We start from the raw sequence: 15,929 nt of genomic DNA, 5'->3' as shown, positions 1-15,929 counted from the left end.
CCGCATGCTCATCCGCCGAGCCACGAGCCGCTATCGATGGGACGGCCGCCCCACCACCCGACGCCTCAAGTGATCCATTTGCCGGTCGGTCTAAGTTCGAGCTGGGTGTTCAAGGGGACGGGCTCAGGTCAGGGCGGGGACCGGAAGCGGCGGAACCCTGTCGTCGGGGCTCCCTTCGTTCCCCTCAGCCGAACTGCTGCTCCAGGTCCTTGAGCTTCTGTTCGAGCGAAGCAAGTCTCGTGGTGTCCTCGTCCGGGGTGAGGTCGATGCTGCGGTGGGCGGGGGTGGCGGGGAGGCCGGCGGGGGCTATGGCGGGCTCCGTCGGGGTGGGGGTGGCGGGGGTGGGGGCGGGTTCGAGTTGGCGGGTGTGGCGGGTGCGCCAGCTGCTGCCGGGCTGGCGGCCGATGGCGCGGATCTCGGCGCGCTCCCGGCGGGAGGCCATCCTGCGGCGCTCCCGGTTCTCCGCCGCGGTGCGCTTGTCGTCGCGGACCTCCTCGACGGCCTCGTCCAGGGTGCGGACGCCTTCGAGCAGCATCAGCGACCACGCGGCGTAGGTTTCGCGCGGGGCGCGCAGCCAGCGGACCACGCGGATCTGTGGGAGCGGCCGGGGGACGAGCCCCTGCTCGCGCAGGGCGGCGACCCGGGTCTGCTTGAGGGCGCGGTCGAACAGCACCGCGGCCGAGAGCGACATGCCGGCGAAGAACTGCGGCGCTCCGTCGTGGCCGAAGCCGCGTGGGGCGTGCACCCAGTTGAACCAGGCGGAGGCCGCGGCGAACAGCCACACCAGCAGACGGGAGCCGAGTGCCGCGTCGCCGTGGCTGGCCTCCCGGACGGCGAGGACGGAGCAGAACATGGCGGCCCCGTCCAGGCCGAACGGGACGAGGTACTCCCAGCCGCCGGAGAGGCCGAGGTTCTGGACGCCGAAGCCGACCAGCCCGTGGAAGGAGAGCGCGGCGGCGACCGCGGCGCAGCAGAAAAGCAGTAAGTACGAGGCGCCCCCGTAGAGGGATTCGGTGCGGCGGCGGCGTTCCTCGGCGCGTTCCCAGGAGTCCGAATTGCCGGTGTTGGTGGCTGCGGCCGAGCGGCTGCGGGCGAAGGCCAGCAGGGCGACGGCACCCACGAGGGCGGCCGCGCCGGCGACGACCCAGCCCAGCGGTATGTCCGACAGTCTCATGACCTGATCCAGCCTCGCTTTCCGCATCGTGATTGGGGGGAACCATCATGGCGGAGAAATGCGGGAATCCTGACCGGATCGCGAGCAATACACCAATAGGGGGGAATTTCGGAATCGGATCAAAATATTTTCGAGGCTATTTGCTGCGGGGGCAGCTGAAGCAGGGCTCGGCCGGTCGGACCGTGTAGAACAGGCAGCAGCTGACCCTGGTCCTGGTCCGGTGTCCGCCCTGCTCCCGGAAGCCCGGGGTGCCCACGAAGGGGGCCGAGGTGGCGTCGCCGGTCAGCAGGGCGGTCAGTTCGGCGACTGCCCGGGGCTCCTCGTCGAGCAGGGTGGAGAGGTACCAGAGGCCGTCCACCACGTCATCGGTGACGAGCGCCCAGAGGGTGCGCGGGCCGCGTCGCACGCGGGGGCGGAAGGCGTTGAGCACCGGCGCGAGGTGATCGGCGAGCGCGGTGCGCAGTGCGGCGTCGAGTGCCGGGCGGTCCGGGACGACCAGGGCGTCGGGGTGCTCGGCGGCCGGGTCGTCCGGCAGGCAGCGGAAGGCGGTCGGGCGGGCGGTCAGCTCGCCGGTGGCGCGGTTGATCGAGAGCCGTTCGACCGGGAGCAGCGGGACCCGGCGTTCCAGGAACCACGGCAGGGTGAAGGCGAGGGCGGCCGGCCAGGCGTAGCGGTGCAGGCTGAAGCCGGCGGTGACGTCCGGGCGGGTGAGGGCGCCGTACAGGTCGAGACCGAGGCGTTCGTCGAAGGCGATCGTCGCGTCGAGGGCGGCCGGGTCGGTGGCGAGGGCCGCGGCGGTGGTCCAGCCGGCGCCGGTGCGCGGGGCGGCGGGGTGGATCCGCAGGTCTGCGAAGACCTCGGTCAGGCGTCGCCAACTCCCTTGGCAGGGCGGGGAGTCGGCGACGGTTGGGGAGGGGAACTGCTCGACCTGGCGTACGGTCACGCGGGCTCCCTGGGTGGCACCCCGGGAGCGGGGCCCGGGCACGGCGCGGTGGGCCTGTCCGGGCCACTGCTCGCCCCGGACAGGTAAGGCTCACCTTAGCTGATGCCGTGCTTCGGCTCGTGCACAGTGCTGCCGTCCGGTGCCGGGTCCCGGCTCGGCCGGCGCGCCAGCCACACCGGCACTCCGCCCAGTGCCTGGACCAGTCGGGACGCCTCGGCGCGCAGTCGTTCCGCCTCGGCCGGTTCCGACACCTCCGCCAGGGAGGCCAGCGCCGGCGCCACTCCCACCGTGTACCCGAGCCGCTCGCGCAGCTCGAGCGCCGCCCCGAAGCCCTCCCGGGCCCGCTCCGGATCGCCTGCCGCCGCCGCCAGACCCGCCAGGTGGCACCAGGTCGAGGAGCGCAGCAGGTCGTCCCCGCGCTCCTGGGCGCCCTCGTGCGCCCGGGTGTACGCACTGTGCGCCGCCGCCGGGTCGTGCAGCAGGTTCTCCGCGACCAGCCCGCGGCGGAAGTCCAGCAGCGGCCGGCCCGGTGCCTTCGGCGGCAGCAGCGCCGAGGTGCGGCCCAGTGCGGCCTGCGCCTCGTCCAGCCGGTCCCGGCGGCTCAACACGCTTGCCACGTACGCCAGATAGCCACGGGCGCAGGAGGCCGCGGCGCGGTGCTCACTGCCGGCGACCGAGGCTTCCGCCAGGCGCAGGGCGTCCTCCGCGCGCTCCCAGTGGTCCGCGGTGAACAGGCACTGCTCGATCAGCAGTTCGGCTCGCTGCAGCGCCGCCGTCGGGTCCCGGCCGGCCTGCGGGCGGAGCAGGTCCGCGGCCTCCTGCCAGCAGCCCCGCGACCGCAGCCGCCAGACGACGTCCGCCATGCCCCCCGGGGCAGTCCCGTGCACCGACAACGCCACCTCCTTGTGCGCGCCATGCAGCGACCGGCGGACCCTCCCCAATCCCCAAGGGCCCGCGTCGTGGCGGCAATTCAACACGCGCGGGAGCTTGTGCACCAGATCACGAGCGCGAGGAAATCCGGAACCCGTGCTTCCGGGTGACGGTGGAGTGACGGCGCGTCAGGACGTCCAGCCGGTCTCCATCAGCGCCTCGGCCGCGCCGTTCGAAGGCTGCGGGATACCCGCCGCGTCCAGCGTGAAGAGGGCCACCAGCAGCTGTTCGCCGCGCACCGTGGCCTGCCGGGAGTAGCCGGAGACGGTGAACATCGCCGCCGCGACCTGCTCACTGTGCAGCGTCTCCAGCCACAGGCACTCCACCGCCTTGACGTCGGCCGGCTCCGTCCAGGTGTCCACCCGGGCCACCATCCGCTCGCCCAGCAGGCCGGTCGAATCGCGCTCCTGGCCCGGCGTCAGTTCGAGGTCCTCGAAGCCCAGCCACTGCAAGTAGCGGGCCGCCGTCAGCACCGCGTCCCGCGGGGTGCGCACCGGCTGCGGGCGGAACGGCGGACGCAGCGCCCGGGCCGGGCCCGAACCGGCCGTGAGCGGGTCCGGCGGGGTGAGCGGCGGCACCGCCGTGGTGTACGGGCGGGCCGCCTCGACCGGACGGGTCGTCCGCGGGCCCGCGCTCTGCAGCTTCGGCGCCCGGTCCACCGGCATCCGCACCGTTGCCCCGCACTCGCAGGTGAACTCCGGCTGCGGCCACTGGTCGCTGCGCCCGCAGTGCGGGCAGCGCATGCTCACCCAGGAGTCCTCCCAGGAGCGGAACCGCACCTGCACCGGCACCCCGCCGCGCAGCAGCGGTACCCGCAGCTGCGCGCCGCACGGGCAGGGCAGGCTCGGCGGCTCGTAGCGGTGCTCGCGTCGGCAGGCCGGGCAGCGCAGTTGGCTGGCCCCCGACGGTGAACCGGGGGAGAACCGGGCCGGGTCTGCGGCGTCCTCGGGCAGCGGCATGACGATCACCGTCCGTTCCGGTCGGGCTGGCAAGACGCTCTCCATCCTCGCCGATCGGGCCCCGGCCCGGCGCGGAATGAGGGATTCCTGCACCGCAGTTGAGACGGGGGAAAGGCGCGGGGCATCACTGACCGTCCGTCAGTCGATGTGCCAGCGGGCCAGATCCGCCGGGGTGTCCAGGTCGTCGGGGACGGCCACGCCGGTGCAGTCCACCAGGGTGACCGGGTGGTTGGCCAGCAGGGCGCGGGCGCCCGCGTCGCCGGTCGCGGTGGCCAGCAGCTCGGGGAAGTGCGCGGCGCCGATCAGGACCGGGTGCGCCCGGCGCGCGGCATAGGCGCACGCCGCCAGATCAGTGCGCCCGGCGTGCGTGGCCAGCAGCCTGCGCACCGCCTCCGCCGTGACACCCGGCGTGTCCACCAGCAGCACCAGCACCGCGCTCGCCCCGACCGGAAGTGCGGCCAGGCCCGCGCGCAGGGAGGAGGACAACCCCGTGCGCCAGTCCGGGTTGTCGACCAGCACGCAGTCGCCCGTTTCGGCACGCTCCCGGACCTCCGCCGCCGACGCGCCCAGCACCGCCACCGCCCCGTCGCACCCGCCGTCCCGCGCCACCGCCAGCGCGTGCTCCAGCAGTGGACGCCCCCGGTACCGCAGCAGCGCCTTCGGACGCCCGCCCAGCCGGGACCCGCCGCCCGCCGCCAGCACCAGGGCCGGCACCCGCAATTCCGTCATACCGCCAGTCTGCGCCCATGCCTCATGCCCCATGGCCTCGGCGAACCCTTCGTACCGGACAGGTTTTGCCCGGATTGTGAGGTGTGTCATGCTGCGGCGTGGTCGCCTTGACCCCTGCTTGACCGGCTGGTCTTCTGGTGGGCCGTCAGAGTCGCCCACCAGCAGAGGAACGCCGTGCGATCCCGCCGTACCGCCATAGTCGCCGCCTTGTTGCTCGGATCGCTCGCTCTCGGCGGGTGCACCAGTGCCAACAAGACGTCGACAAACGGCACTTCAAAGCCCCAGTCGGCCTCCAAGGGCACCAACCCGCTGCAGAACCCGGACGGCACCAAGCCCGGCCTGGCGGCCGTCACCAGCGACGAGGACCGCAAGGCCGGACGAGACCTGATCGCGAAGGTGAAGACCGCCGACGCGGGCCCGAAGACCGGCTACGACCGCGACCAGTTCGGCCCCGCCTGGACGGACAACGTGGACGGCGTGCCGATGGGCCACAACAGTTGCAGCACCCGCGACGACATGCTGGCCCGGGACGGGCAGAAGGTGGAGCACAAGGACGGCTCCGCGTGCGTCGTCACCGGAATGACGATCTGGGACCCGTACACCGGCAAGACGGTGGACTGGAGCAAGCAGCAGGCGTCGAAGATACAGATCGACCACGTGATGCCGCTGTCCTACGACTGGCAGCAGGGCGCCTCGCAGTGGGAGAAGGGCAAGCGGGTGCAGATCGCCAACGACCCGCTGAACCTGATCCCGGCGGACGGCTCGCAGAACGCCTCCAAGGGCGACTCCGGACCGGCCAGTTGGCTGCCCGCCAACACCGAGGTGCACTGCTCGTACGCGATCCGCTGGGCGCAGGTCTCGCTGAAGTACCAGCTGCCGGTGACGCCCGCCGACAAGAAGACCATGCTGTCGCTGTGCGGCGGCTGACGGGACGTCGGCGGGTGCGTGCGGCATGACCCGAGGCCGCCCCTCGGGCCGACCGGCGGCAGCGCGACGGGCGGGAACAGCGCCTCAGCGGGCCGCTCGCCCTCGCCCTCGCCCTCGGCCCCGGCGGGCGGCGGCGCCGGCCGGTCGGTCGGGCCGGACGGGGCGGTGGTCCCGGCCGGGACCGGCGGCGGGTGGTTCGCGGCGTCGGGCCACGGCTCGCCGGTCGGAGGAACGGAACTGGACGTGGTCATGCGGGACGCGTTGGGCGGCGTGCCTGAGAACCCGATGAGACCCGACTATGAGGGGGCTGTGATCTCCGGGCCGGCCCACGGTCCGTCAGCTCGCGGCGGGCGCAGGCTGGGGGAGTCGGCTGCCGAGCCAGGTGAGGGCCGGGGGGATCTCCCGGGTCCAGGTGTGGAAGTTGTGGCCGCCGGTGTCCAGGGTGATGGTGGACAGCTGGGTCGGCGCCTTGAACGCGCCGATCATCTGCTGCGTCGCCGGGTAGTTCTCCTCGTTGCGGCTGGTGGCCAGCAGCAGCGAGACCGGCGGGGCGGGCTTGTTCTGGAGCCGCCACAGCAGGTCGTTGTCCTGCTTGACCTCGGCGCTGCCGCCGAACAGGTCGCCGGTGGTGGGGTCGTTGTGGACCTCGTAGTAGCCGGACAGCGCGATCGCCGCCCGGTACGAATCCGGCTTGCGCATCGCGAACTTGACGGCGCAGTAGCCGCCGGTGGAGTCGCCGATCACCGCGCGCGCCTCGGGCCGGTCGTCGATCCGGTAGGCGGCGGACATCGCCTTCGGCAGGTCCTCGGTGAAGAAGGTCTCCGCCTGCGGGCCGTTCGGAACGTCCATGCACTCGGTGTCGCGGTTGGCGACCAGGGTGGGCCGCATCATCACCAGCACCGTCGGCGGCATCTCCTTGGCCTCGATCGCCTTCAGCGTGGACGCCGGGTACTGGAGCAGCGAGATCAGCTTCTCCGCTGTTCCCGGGTAGCCGGACAGGGCGAGCAGCATCGGGAACTTCGTCCCCGCGTACGCCTGCTGGAAGTACTGCGGCGGCAGGTACACGTACGCCGGGGTGCCGGTCAGCCCGGAGTGCTCGCCGCGGATCTCCACCTTCTGGATCACGCCCGAGCGGTCCTGTGCGGAGCCCTGCGAGGAGTACATCTTCTGCTCGCCGGTCACCGAGACGGCCTTGCCGCCCGGCTCGTGGTTCACCACCGTGCCCGGGCTGCCGTCCAGGCCGAGCAGGTCGCTCCAGGTCGAGTAGAAGCCGAAGTACGAGTTGGCGACCAGCCCCATCGCGGCCAGCACCGCGATCTGCGTCCCGAAGAACGCCCCCAGCCGCCCGAGCCACGCCCGCCAGCTCCGGCCGCCCAGCCGGGGCCAGAGCCACATGGTGGCGGCGAAGGCGGCGATCGCCAACAGGCTGGCGATGATCTGGATCGGGACTCCGGTCAGGCTCGGCACCCGATGATCGTAAGGTACGGCTTCATCAGGCTCACAGCCGCCTCCCAGCACCTTCCCGGTTTCCCAAGGCCCCTTCAAGGGCATACCAATTCTTCAGGGCCGCGTCCTGCGCAGGGCCGTGGACCTCGGGGTACGGCTCATCGACACCGCCGACGCGTACGGCCCGTACAACACCGAGGAACTCGTCGCCGAAGCGCTCCACCCCTACCCGCCCGACCGGGTGATCTCCACCAAAGGCGGGCTGACCCGGCAGGGCCCCGACTGCTGGCACGCCGTGGCCCCTCGGTTGCGCATGGACCGGCTGGCCGTCTCTTCGGATCGTCGGACCGGGACCCCGGGCGGCGAGGTGCACGAGGAGGCCCGGCCGGCCTGATGCTGTCGGAGTTCTTGGCTAGGGTCCGGCACTTGTGAGATCACCCGAAGAACTGCACCTGACCGACTGGGCATCCCTGGAGCACTCGTACGGGAGCGGCACCGACGTCCCCGGCTGGGTCCGCGCGTTGTACGCCGAGGACCGGGAGGCTGTCGATCGTGCGCTCGGCGAGCTGTTCAACCGGGCCCTGCATCAGGGGACGGTCTCCTCGGCGGGGGCCGCCGCCGTCCCGTACCTGGCGCACGCCGCCGTGCACGCCGTCCACCGGCGTGAGGGCATGCTGGCGTTCATCGCGACGACCGGCGGGGCCGAGGAGGAGTACGAGGGCGAGGAGGAGGAGACCGAGTTCGAGCACAAGGTGACGGGGCGGACTCTGGCGGCCGATGAACTCCCCTGCCTGCTGCATCTGTTGCGCGACGATCCCGACCGCGAGGTGCGCCGTCAGGTCGTACGGGTGGCGCGCCGGGCGGCGGGGGAGAGCCTGCCGCTCGCGCTGGCCGCACTGACGGCGTGTCACCGCGAGGACCCGGCGCCCGCGGTGCGGGCCGAGGCGTTGACGGTGCTGAGCTTCCTGGACGCCGACCCGCGCGGGCGGTTGCGGGCGGCGCTGGGAGACCCCGAGCCGGCCGTCCGGGCCACCGCCGCGCTCGGCCTGTTGGAGGGCAACGGGGCGCCCAACCCGGCCGAGTTGCTGGCGATCCTGGTGGCGGACGGCGGCGACCCGGCGTTCCGGGTGGTCTCGGGCGAGTGGTTCCCCGGCGTCGGCAACACCGACGACCGGTTGCGGAGGCTGCTCGACGAGGATCCGGAGGCGACCCGGGCCGTCGCCGCCGCCTGGATCGCCGCAGGCGACCACGACGGACGCGGGGCCCGCCGCGCGCTCCGGCTGGCCGAGCGCTGGTACGGCTACCAGGACGAGACGGTCGCGCTGCTGTCCGCCGCGCTGCCGCACCAGCGCGAGTGGTACTGGCGGATGAAAGTCCTGCAGGGCCTCGCCGATCTCGTCGCGGGCTGCTCCGACCCCGGCCCGGTCGTCGAAGCGGTGCTGCCGCACACCACCGACCCGGACTGGCGGATCCACCGGCCCGCCCAACTCGCCCTCGGCCGGGCCGGCGACACCCGCCTGCTCACCGCCGTCCCCGAACCCGCCGCCGCCGCACTTGCCGCGCTCGCCGCCCGGACCGACGACCTCGACCTGCGACGCCGGGCGCTCGTGCCGTCCCCATCCCCGTACGGCGGCGTACTTCGTGGCGAGGCGGACGAACTCCTCGACGCGCTCACCCCCGGGAGCGCCGCCCCGCTGCTGCCCGAACTGACCGCGCTGCTGCGCACCTGCCCGAACGGGAAACTCGTCCGCTTCCTCGGCGGCTCCGGTCTCGCCGACCCCGAACTCCACTACCTGCTGGGCGAGTTGGCGACCGGAGGCGACCGGTGCCTGGCCCCTGCCGCCGCCGTCGCCGCCGCCCGGCTCGGCGCGGACCCCGGGCCCGCGCTGCGCCTGCTCGCCGAGCGCCCCGACTGCCTGGCCGAGGCCGCCCTGCTCGGACCGCTCGGCGCGCCGCTGCTGCCACTGGTGGAACGCTGCCTGACGGAAGGCCATACGCGCCAGCGGGTGGAAGCCGCCGAAGCGCACTGGCGAATCACCGGCGACCCCACCCGGGCCGTCCCGATCCTGCTCGCCGCGCTGAACCGAACCGCGCCGGGCGCCCACGCCCTCGCGGTGCTGCGTCGCATCGGCCACCCGCTGCCGCGCGAGCACCGGGCCCTGGTCGAGGGCTGGCTGATGACGGACCGGCGCACACCGGTCGGGAAGGACCACTACTGGAGCGTCCGGGAGGAGCACCAACTACGGGAGGATGCCCGGCTGTTGCTCGACCGGCAGCCCTGACCTGGTGACGGCCCGCCGCACCCATGGGGAAGATGCGGCGGGCCGTCCGTTCATGAGGGGACGGGGCGTCAGCCCAGGCTGTTGAAGAGGGTGTTCAGCAGGGTGCCGGAGTTGTCGTCGTTCTCCAGGGCGAAGGCGAACATGCCCGCCAGGCCCTTGGACTGTGCGCTTGGGGTGAGCGCGTCACCCAGATTGGACTGGACCAATCGCCCGGGTCAAGGTTTTCGGCTCACGAACCGTCAGGAAGAGTTCCGGTCGGTCCGGTTGGGGACGGACGGGCGGGCCGGGGGATCGCGCCGTTGTGCGCCGTCGGCTCTCAGTTGCATATGACTTGCAATTACAAGCAGATCGACGGAAGGATGATGCGGCTCGCCACCCACTCGGAAGGACTCCCCCATGCCTGCGCCCACGCGCCTGCGCGACCGGCTCACCCGCGAGGAGTGGATCCGGCTGGCCGGAATGGCCGCGTTCGTCCTCGCCCTGCACGTGGTCGGATGGTTCACCCTGCTGGCGGTGATCGCCCCCAAGCATTACGACGTCGGCGGCCAGGTGTTCGGCGCCGGCATGGGCCTGACGGCGTACACCCTCGGCATGCGGCACGCCTTCGACGCCGACCACATCGCCGCCATCGACAACACCACCCGCAAGCTGATGGGCCAGGGCAAGCGCCCGCTCTCGGTGGGCTTCTGGTTCTCGCTCGGGCACTCCTCGATCGTCTTCGGCCTGTGCGCCCTGCTGGCGTTCGGCATCCGCTCGCTGGCCGGGCAGGTGGAGTCCGACGATTCCACGCTGCACAAGGCGACCGGCCTGATCGGCGTCACCGTCTCCGGCACCTTCCTGGTGCTGATCGGCCTGATCAACCTGGGCGCCTTCAACGGCATCCTGAAGGTGTTCAGGCGGATGCGGCAGGGCGACTTCGACGAGGCCGAGCTGGAGCGCCAGCTCGACAAGCGCGGCTTCCTGAACCGGATCCTCGGCAAGGTCACCCGGGCGGTCACCAAGCCCTGGCACATGTACCCGGTGGGCCTGCTGTTCGGCCTCGGCTTCGACACCGCCACCGAGGTCTCGCTGCTGGTGCTGGCCGGCGGCGCGGCCGCGTTCTCGCTGCCCTGGTACGCGCTGCTGGTGCTGCCGATCCTGTTCGCGGCGGGCATGAGCCTGCTGGACACCATCGACGGCTCGTTCATGAACTTCGCCTACGAGTGGGCGTTCTCCAAGCCGGTCCGCAAGATCTACTACAACCTCACCGTCACCGGCCTGTCGGTGCTGGTGGCGCTGGTGATCGGCGTGATCGAGCTGGTCGGCCTGCTGGCCGAGAAGCTGGAGATCACCAGCGGCCCGATCGGCTGGATCGGCTCGCTCGACCTCAACCTGGTCGGCTACGTGATCGTCGGCCTGTTCGTGGTCACCTGGGCCGGGGCGATGGCGTTCTGGAAGTTCGGCAAGGTCGAGCAGAAGTGGTCGGCGGGTCTGCGCGAGCAGTCCTGACCGACGCGTCGTCAGCGCACAAGGGGCACCCACCGGGTGCCCCTTTCGTGTGCGCAGGGGAGGGAACGTCCCGGTCCGGTGGCGAGAAGTTCACGCCGAGGCCCTTGTCGGGTCAACTTCTACGCGCGTATCTTCTGGTCTGGATCTACCCGGGTTGCCATTCGGGTCCCGCCCGGCAGGGCCGGAGAGGCCCTGGCAGCCGGCCTTCTGACGAACCCTCGACGCCACCCGGCGCCCCGTGACGGCGACCGGGCCACGGTCCTGCCACGAAGGAGCCCCGCCAAGGTGCCCAGCCCCACCCCCGCCCGCCGCTCCCGCCGCACGCTGCTGCGCGTCACCGCGCCGGCCGCGGTCGCCGCGTCCCTGGTCCTCGTCCCGCTGCCGGGCGCGTTCGCCGCGCCGTCCACCGGAGCGGTGATCGCCGAGGTGTACGGCGGCGGCGGCAACTCCGGCGCGACGCTGAAGAACGACTTCATCGAGCTCGGCAACCCGACCGGCGCCGCCTTCGGCCTGTCCGGCTACAGCGTGCAGTACCTGCCCGGCAGCCCCGGCGCCTCCACCCAGTGGGGCGTCACCCCGCTGAACGGCTCGATCCCGGCCGGCGGCCGCTACCTGATCGCCGAGGCGCCCGGCGCCGGCGGCACCGTGGACCTCCCGGCCGCCGACGCGAGCGGCAGCCTGGCGCTGTCCGGCACCTCCGGCACCGTCGCGCTGGTCAACGGCACCACCGCGCTGAGCTGCAAGACCGCCGCCGACTGCGCCGCCGACCCGCGGATCGTCGACCTGGTCGGCTTCGGCTCCGCCGTGGTCCGCGAGGGCAGCGGCCCGGCCGCGGGCGCGTCCAACACCGCCTCGGTCGCCCGCGCATCGGCGCTCACCGACACCGACGACAACGCCAAGGACTTCACCGCGGGCGACCCGACCCCGGTCAACTCCAAGGGCCAGACCCCCGGCGGCGGCACCCCCGGCGGCGGCGGTGGCACGCCCGTCCCCGGTGACACCCGCATCCACGACATCCAGGGCACCAGCCGGATATCGCCGCTGAACACCAAGACCGTCACCAACGTCCCCGGCATCGTCACCGGCGTGCGCGGCTACGGCACCAAGGGCTTCTGGATCCAGGACCCCAACCCGGACAACAACGCCGCCACCAGCGAGGCCGTCTTCGTCTTCACCGGCTCCGCCGGCCCGGCCGTCAAGGTCGGCGACTCGGTGCTGGTCACCGCCAAGGTGAGCGAGTACTACCCGAACAGCGCCGGCGGCTCGCAGTCCGTCACCGAGCTGACCGGTCCGAAGGTCACCGTGCTGTCCTCCGGCAACGCCGTGCCCGCCCCCGTGGTGCTGGACGCCGCCGCCATCCCGGCCGGGTACGCCCCGGACGCCGCCGGCGGCTCGATCGACAACCTGCCGCTGGACCCGTCGAAGTACGCCCTCGACCTGTACGAGTCGCTGGAGGGCATGAACGTCGAGGTCCGCGACGTGCCGGTGGTGCAGGCCACGGACAAGTACCACGAGCTCTGGGTGGACGCCGGCTCCACCGACCCGCGGACCGGCCGCGGCGGCGTGGTCTACCTCGGCTACGACAAGCCCAACAACGGCCGGATCATGATCCAGTCGCTGCCGCCGCTGACCGAGCAGCCCTTCCCGGTCGCCAACGTCGGTGACAAGCTGACCGGTTCCACCGCCGGCCCGCTCGACTACAACCAGTTCGGCGGCTACACCATCGCCGCGAACACCCTCGGCACCGTCCAGGACAACGGCCTGCAGCGCGAGGTCGCCGACCGGGCCCTGCCCAGCGAACTCTCCATCGCCACCTACAACGTGGAGAACCTCGCCCCCGGCGACGCCGACACCAAGTACACCGAGCTCGCCCAGGCCGTCGTCACCAACCTGCGCTCGCCCGACATCGTCGCCCTGGAGGAGATCCAGGACAACAGCGGCGCCATCGACGACGGCACCGTGGACGCCTCGGTCACCGTGCAGAAGTTCATCGACGCCGTCAAGGCCGCCGGCGGCCCCGCCTACGACTGGCGCTCCATCGACCCGGTGAACGACAAGGACGGCGGCCAGCCCGGCGGCAACATCCGCCAGGTCTTCCTGTTCAACCCCGACCGGGTCTCCTTCACCGACATCGCCGGCGGCGACTCCACCACCGCCGTTGACGTCACCGGCACCGGCAAGCGCACCTCGCTGACCGCCTCGCCCGGCCGCATCGACCCGAACAACGAGGCCTGGAACAGCAGCCGCAAGCCGCTGGTCGGCCAGTTCAGCTTCCACAACAAGCCGGTCTTCGTGATCGCCAACCACTTCAACAGCAAGGGCGGCGACCAGGGCATCGACAGCCGCTTCCAGGCCCCCACCCGCAGCTCCGAGGTGCAGCGCGGCAAGCAGGCCGAGATCGAACAGGCCTTCGTCGCCAAGCTGCTGGCCGCCGACCCCGGCGCCCGGGTGGTCTCGCTCGGCGACTTCAACGACTACCAGTTCTCGCCCGCGCTGAAGACCCTCACCAAGGACGGCGTGCTCCGCGACCTGGTGAACGAACTGCCCGCGAGCGAGCGCTACTCGTACGTCTACCAGGGCAACTCGCAGGTGCTCGACCACATCCTGGTCAGCCCCGCGTTCAAGCAGCAGCACGTCCGCTACGACGTGGTGCACATCAACAGCGAGTTCGCCACGCAGGCCTCCGACCACGACCCGCAGGTGGTCCGGGTCAAGCCCTGACGGCCCGTCACCGGCCCCCGTCCTGCCGCTGCCGCGGCGGGGCGGGGGCCTTTTGTTACCGGCGGGTTGACCGGGCGGCGGGTTGGCCGCAGGATCGGGGCTCACTGTCTTTGGGAAGGATCTCGGATGGCCCTCGACGCCGACGTCATCGTGATCGGAGCCGGCCTGGCGGGCCTGGCCGCCACCGCCGAACTCGCCGACGCCGGACGGCGCGTCATCCTGCTCGACCAGGAACCCGCCGGGTCGCTCGGCGGGCAGGCGCACTGGTCCTTCGGCGGACTCTTCCTGGTCGACTCGCCCGAACAGCGCCGGATGCGGATCAAGGACTCCCGCGAACTCGCCTGGCAGGACTGGCTCGGCACCGCCGGCTTCGACCGCCCCGAGGACGCGTGGGCGCGCCGCTGGGCCGAGGCGTACGTCGACTTCGCGGCCGGTGAGAAACGGGCCTGGCTGCACGCGATGGGCGTACGCCTGTTCCCGGTGGTCGGCTGGGCCGAACGCGGCGGGCTGCTCGCCAGCGGACCCGGCAACTCCGTCCCGCGCTTCCACATCACCTGGGGCACCGGGCCCGGCCTGGTCGAACCCTTCGCCCGCCGGGTCCGCGACGCGGTCCGGGCCGGACGGGTCACGCTGCGCTTCCGGCACCGCGTCACCGGCCTTGCCGCGAACGGGGGTTCACTGGACACCGTCACCGGCGAGATCCTCGCGCCGTCCGCCGTACCGCGCGGCGAAGCCAGCTCCCGGTCCGTCGCCGGACAGTTCGAACTGCGCGCCCAGGCCGTGATCGTCGCCTCCGGCGGCATCGGCGGCAACCACGACAAGGTCCGCGCCGCCTGGCCCGAACGGCTCGGCACCCCGCCGGCCCGGATGCTCTCCGGGGTCCCCGCGCACGTCGACGGCCTGATGCTGGACGTCGCCGCCGCGGCCGGCGCCGGACTCGTCAACGGCGACCGGATGTGGCACTACACCGAAGGCATCGAGAACTGGAACCCGATCTGGGCTCGGCACGGCATCCGCATCCTGCCCGGCCCGTCCTCACTCTGGCTCGACGCCACCGGCACCCGCCTGCCCGTCCCACTGTTCCCCGGCTTCGACACCCTCGGCACCCTCGACCACATCATGCGTACCGGGCACCAGCACACCTGGTTCGTGCTCACCCAGAAGATCATCGAGAAGGAGTTCGCGCTCTCCGGCTCCGAACAGAACCCCGACCTGACGGGCCGCTCGGTGCGGCGCGTGCTCGGCCGGGCGCTGCCCGGCGCACCCGGCCCCGTCGAGGCCTTCAAACAACACGGCGCGGACTTCGTGGTCGCCCCCACGGTCGAGGAACTGGTCCGGGGCATGAACGAGCGCCAGGACGGGGCCCCTTTGATCGACGCCGTCGCGCTGCGCCGCGAGATCGAGGCCCGCGACCGCGAGATCGCCAACCCCTTCGGCAAGGACCTCCAGGTCACCGCGATCCACGGCGCCCGCCGCTACCTCGGCGACAAACTGATCCGCACCGCCGCCCCGCACCGCCTGCTCGACCCCGCCGCCGGACCACTCATCGCCGTCCGGCTGCACATCCTCACCCGCAAGTCCCTCGGCGGCCTCCACACCGACCTCGACTCCCGCGTCCTGCGCCCCGACGGCTCGGTGCTGGACGGCCTCTACGCGGCCGGCGAGGCGGCCGGCTTCGGCGGCGGCGGCATCCACGGCTACCGCTCCCTCGAAGGTACCTTCCTCGGCGGCTGCCTCTTCACCGGCCGCACCGCCGGCCGCGCGGCGGCCGCTGCCACCGCCTGATTGGCCCCTACCGGCCGGTCGCGCCGTCGATCTGCTCCCGCAGGATGTCGGCGTGACCGGCGTGCCGGACCGTCTCACTGGTCATGTGAGCGACCACCCACCGCACCGAGAGCAACTCCTCGCGGACCGGCACCGCCACCGGACGCGACAGATCGGCGGACGCGCCGATCACCGCGTCACTGGCCGCGACGGCCTCCGCGTAGGCGGCCAACACCTGCTCGGCGCTCACCTCCGCCGGAACCGCCATGCCGAAGTCGACCTCCGCGTACGCCTTGTCGCCCGCCACATGATGGCCGAACCAGTACCGCTCGGCCGCCGTCAGATGCCGCACCAGACCCAGCAGATTCGTCCCCGTCCCGACCAGGACACGGCGCAACTGCTCCTCCGTCAGGCCCTCGGTCTTCTTCACCACGCACTCCCTGGCGAAGGCCAGGAAGGCGAGCGCGGTGTCGAGTTCGCCACTGTCGTTGAACGGTACGGGGCGGCGCTGAGCCTCGGTCGCAGTCATCCCCCGAACCTATCCGGCCCGCCACGCGGGTCGCAGC

Annotated in this window: 14 protein-coding genes; 6 read left to right on the top strand and 8 right to left on the bottom strand. The window is 72.3% G+C overall.

The genetic code is table 11. From position 1 onward, the window contains the following. Positions 1 to 184: 184 nt before the first annotated feature. From ACZ6R9_RS27665 to ACZ6R9_RS27645, 5 genes are all read right to left on the bottom strand, one after another. Positions 185 to 1,174, bottom strand: a complete 990-nt coding sequence (locus ACZ6R9_RS27665) for a DUF2637 domain-containing protein (protein WP_380481908.1) — start codon at positions 1,172 to 1,174, stop codon at positions 185 to 187. Positions 1,175 to 1,310: 136 nt separating this feature from the next. After that, positions 1,311 to 2,117 carry an iron-sulfur protein gene (locus tag ACZ6R9_RS27660; RefSeq protein ID WP_465540976.1) on the bottom strand — a complete coding sequence of 269 codons (807 nt, stop codon included), beginning with the start codon at positions 2,115 to 2,117 and terminating at the stop codon, positions 1,311 to 1,313. Positions 2,118 to 2,212: 95 nt separating this feature from the next. Further along, positions 2,213 to 2,980, bottom strand: a complete 768-nt coding sequence (locus tag ACZ6R9_RS27655; protein ID WP_465540974.1) for a hypothetical protein — start codon at positions 2,978 to 2,980, stop codon at positions 2,213 to 2,215. 195 nt (positions 2,981 to 3,175) lie between these two features. After that, a complete protein-coding gene (locus tag ACZ6R9_RS27650; protein ID WP_465540972.1) occupies positions 3,176 to 4,039 on the bottom strand; it encodes a hypothetical protein in 864 nt (287 codons plus the stop codon). 105 nt (positions 4,040 to 4,144) lie between these two features. Then, positions 4,145 to 4,735 carry a nucleotidyltransferase family protein gene (locus ACZ6R9_RS27645; protein WP_465540970.1) on the bottom strand — a complete coding sequence of 197 codons (591 nt, stop codon included), beginning with the start codon at positions 4,733 to 4,735 and terminating at the stop codon, positions 4,145 to 4,147. A 207-nt stretch (positions 4,736 to 4,942) separates the two neighbouring features. On the opposite strand from ACZ6R9_RS27645, the gene ACZ6R9_RS27640 reads away from it, so the two are divergent. Further along, complete coding sequence (locus ACZ6R9_RS27640) at positions 4,943 to 5,662, top strand: HNH endonuclease family protein (RefSeq protein WP_465540968.1); 720 nt, start codon at positions 4,943 to 4,945, stop codon at positions 5,660 to 5,662. 336 nt (positions 5,663 to 5,998) lie between these two features. Here the strand turns inward: ACZ6R9_RS27640 and ACZ6R9_RS27635 are convergent, their stop codons facing one another. Further along, positions 5,999 to 7,129 carry an alpha/beta hydrolase gene (locus ACZ6R9_RS27635; RefSeq protein WP_380481896.1) on the bottom strand — a complete coding sequence of 377 codons (1,131 nt, stop codon included), beginning with the start codon at positions 7,127 to 7,129 and terminating at the stop codon, positions 5,999 to 6,001. Between the two features lie 118 nt (positions 7,130 to 7,247). On the opposite strand from ACZ6R9_RS27635, the gene ACZ6R9_RS27630 reads away from it, so the two are divergent. Further along, entirely contained in the window at positions 7,248 to 7,502 is a 255-nt protein-coding gene (locus ACZ6R9_RS27630) for an aldo/keto reductase (protein WP_465540966.1), read from the top strand. Positions 7,503 to 7,536: 34 nt separating this feature from the next. Beyond that, on the top strand, positions 7,537 to 9,390 hold the full coding sequence (locus tag ACZ6R9_RS27625) for a hypothetical protein (RefSeq protein ID WP_465540964.1): 1,854 nt from the start codon (positions 7,537 to 7,539) through the stop codon (positions 9,388 to 9,390). A gap of 68 nt (positions 9,391 to 9,458) precedes the next feature. Here the strand turns inward: ACZ6R9_RS27625 and ACZ6R9_RS27620 are convergent, their stop codons facing one another. Next, positions 9,459 to 9,596, bottom strand: coding sequence for a hypothetical protein (locus tag ACZ6R9_RS27620; RefSeq protein WP_465540962.1), 138 nt, complete (start codon positions 9,594 to 9,596; stop codon positions 9,459 to 9,461). 190 nt (positions 9,597 to 9,786) lie between these two features. On the opposite strand from ACZ6R9_RS27620, the gene nicT reads away from it, so the two are divergent. From nicT to ACZ6R9_RS27605, 3 genes are all read left to right on the top strand, one after another. Further along, positions 9,787 to 10,878, top strand: coding sequence for a Nickel transporter NicT (gene nicT / locus ACZ6R9_RS27615; RefSeq protein ID WP_380481890.1), 1,092 nt, complete (start codon positions 9,787 to 9,789; stop codon positions 10,876 to 10,878). A gap of 285 nt (positions 10,879 to 11,163) precedes the next feature. Beyond that, positions 11,164 to 13,599, top strand: a complete 2,436-nt coding sequence (locus ACZ6R9_RS27610; RefSeq protein WP_465540960.1) for an endonuclease/exonuclease/phosphatase family protein — start codon at positions 11,164 to 11,166, stop codon at positions 13,597 to 13,599. Positions 13,600 to 13,725: 126 nt separating this feature from the next. Then, complete coding sequence (locus ACZ6R9_RS27605; protein WP_465540958.1) at positions 13,726 to 15,384, top strand: FAD-binding dehydrogenase; 1,659 nt, start codon at positions 13,726 to 13,728, stop codon at positions 15,382 to 15,384. A gap of 7 nt (positions 15,385 to 15,391) precedes the next feature. On the opposite strand, the gene ACZ6R9_RS27600 is transcribed toward ACZ6R9_RS27605, so the two are convergent. Next, on the bottom strand, positions 15,392 to 15,892 hold the full coding sequence (locus ACZ6R9_RS27600; protein WP_465540956.1) for a DinB family protein: 501 nt from the start codon (positions 15,890 to 15,892) through the stop codon (positions 15,392 to 15,394). Between the last annotated feature and the right edge of the window lie 37 nt (positions 15,893 to 15,929).

The organism is Kitasatospora sp. NPDC048662, from assembly GCF_055587065.1.
This window is presented reverse-complemented; position numbering and strand designations above follow the sequence as displayed.

Excerpts from the sequence above, each read along its gene's own strand:
- ACZ6R9_RS27665 (WP_380481908.1), bottom strand. The coding sequence starts at position 1,174 with ATGAGACTGTCGGACATACCGCTGGGCTGGGTCGTCGCCGGCGCGGCC.
- ACZ6R9_RS27655 (WP_465540974.1), bottom strand. The coding sequence starts at position 2,980 with ATGGCGGACGTCGTCTGGCGGCTGCGGTCGCGGGGCTGCTGGCAGGAG.
- ACZ6R9_RS27645 (WP_465540970.1), bottom strand. The coding sequence starts at position 4,735 with ATGACGGAATTGCGGGTGCCGGCCCTGGTGCTGGCGGCGGGCGGCGGG.
- nicT (WP_380481890.1), top strand. The coding sequence starts at position 9,787 with ATGCCTGCGCCCACGCGCCTGCGCGACCGGCTCACCCGCGAGGAGTGG.
- ACZ6R9_RS27605 (WP_465540958.1), top strand. The coding sequence starts at position 13,726 with ATGGCCCTCGACGCCGACGTCATCGTGATCGGAGCCGGCCTGGCGGGC.
- ACZ6R9_RS27600 (WP_465540956.1), bottom strand. The coding sequence starts at position 15,892 with ATGACTGCGACCGAGGCTCAGCGCCGCCCCGTACCGTTCAACGACAGT.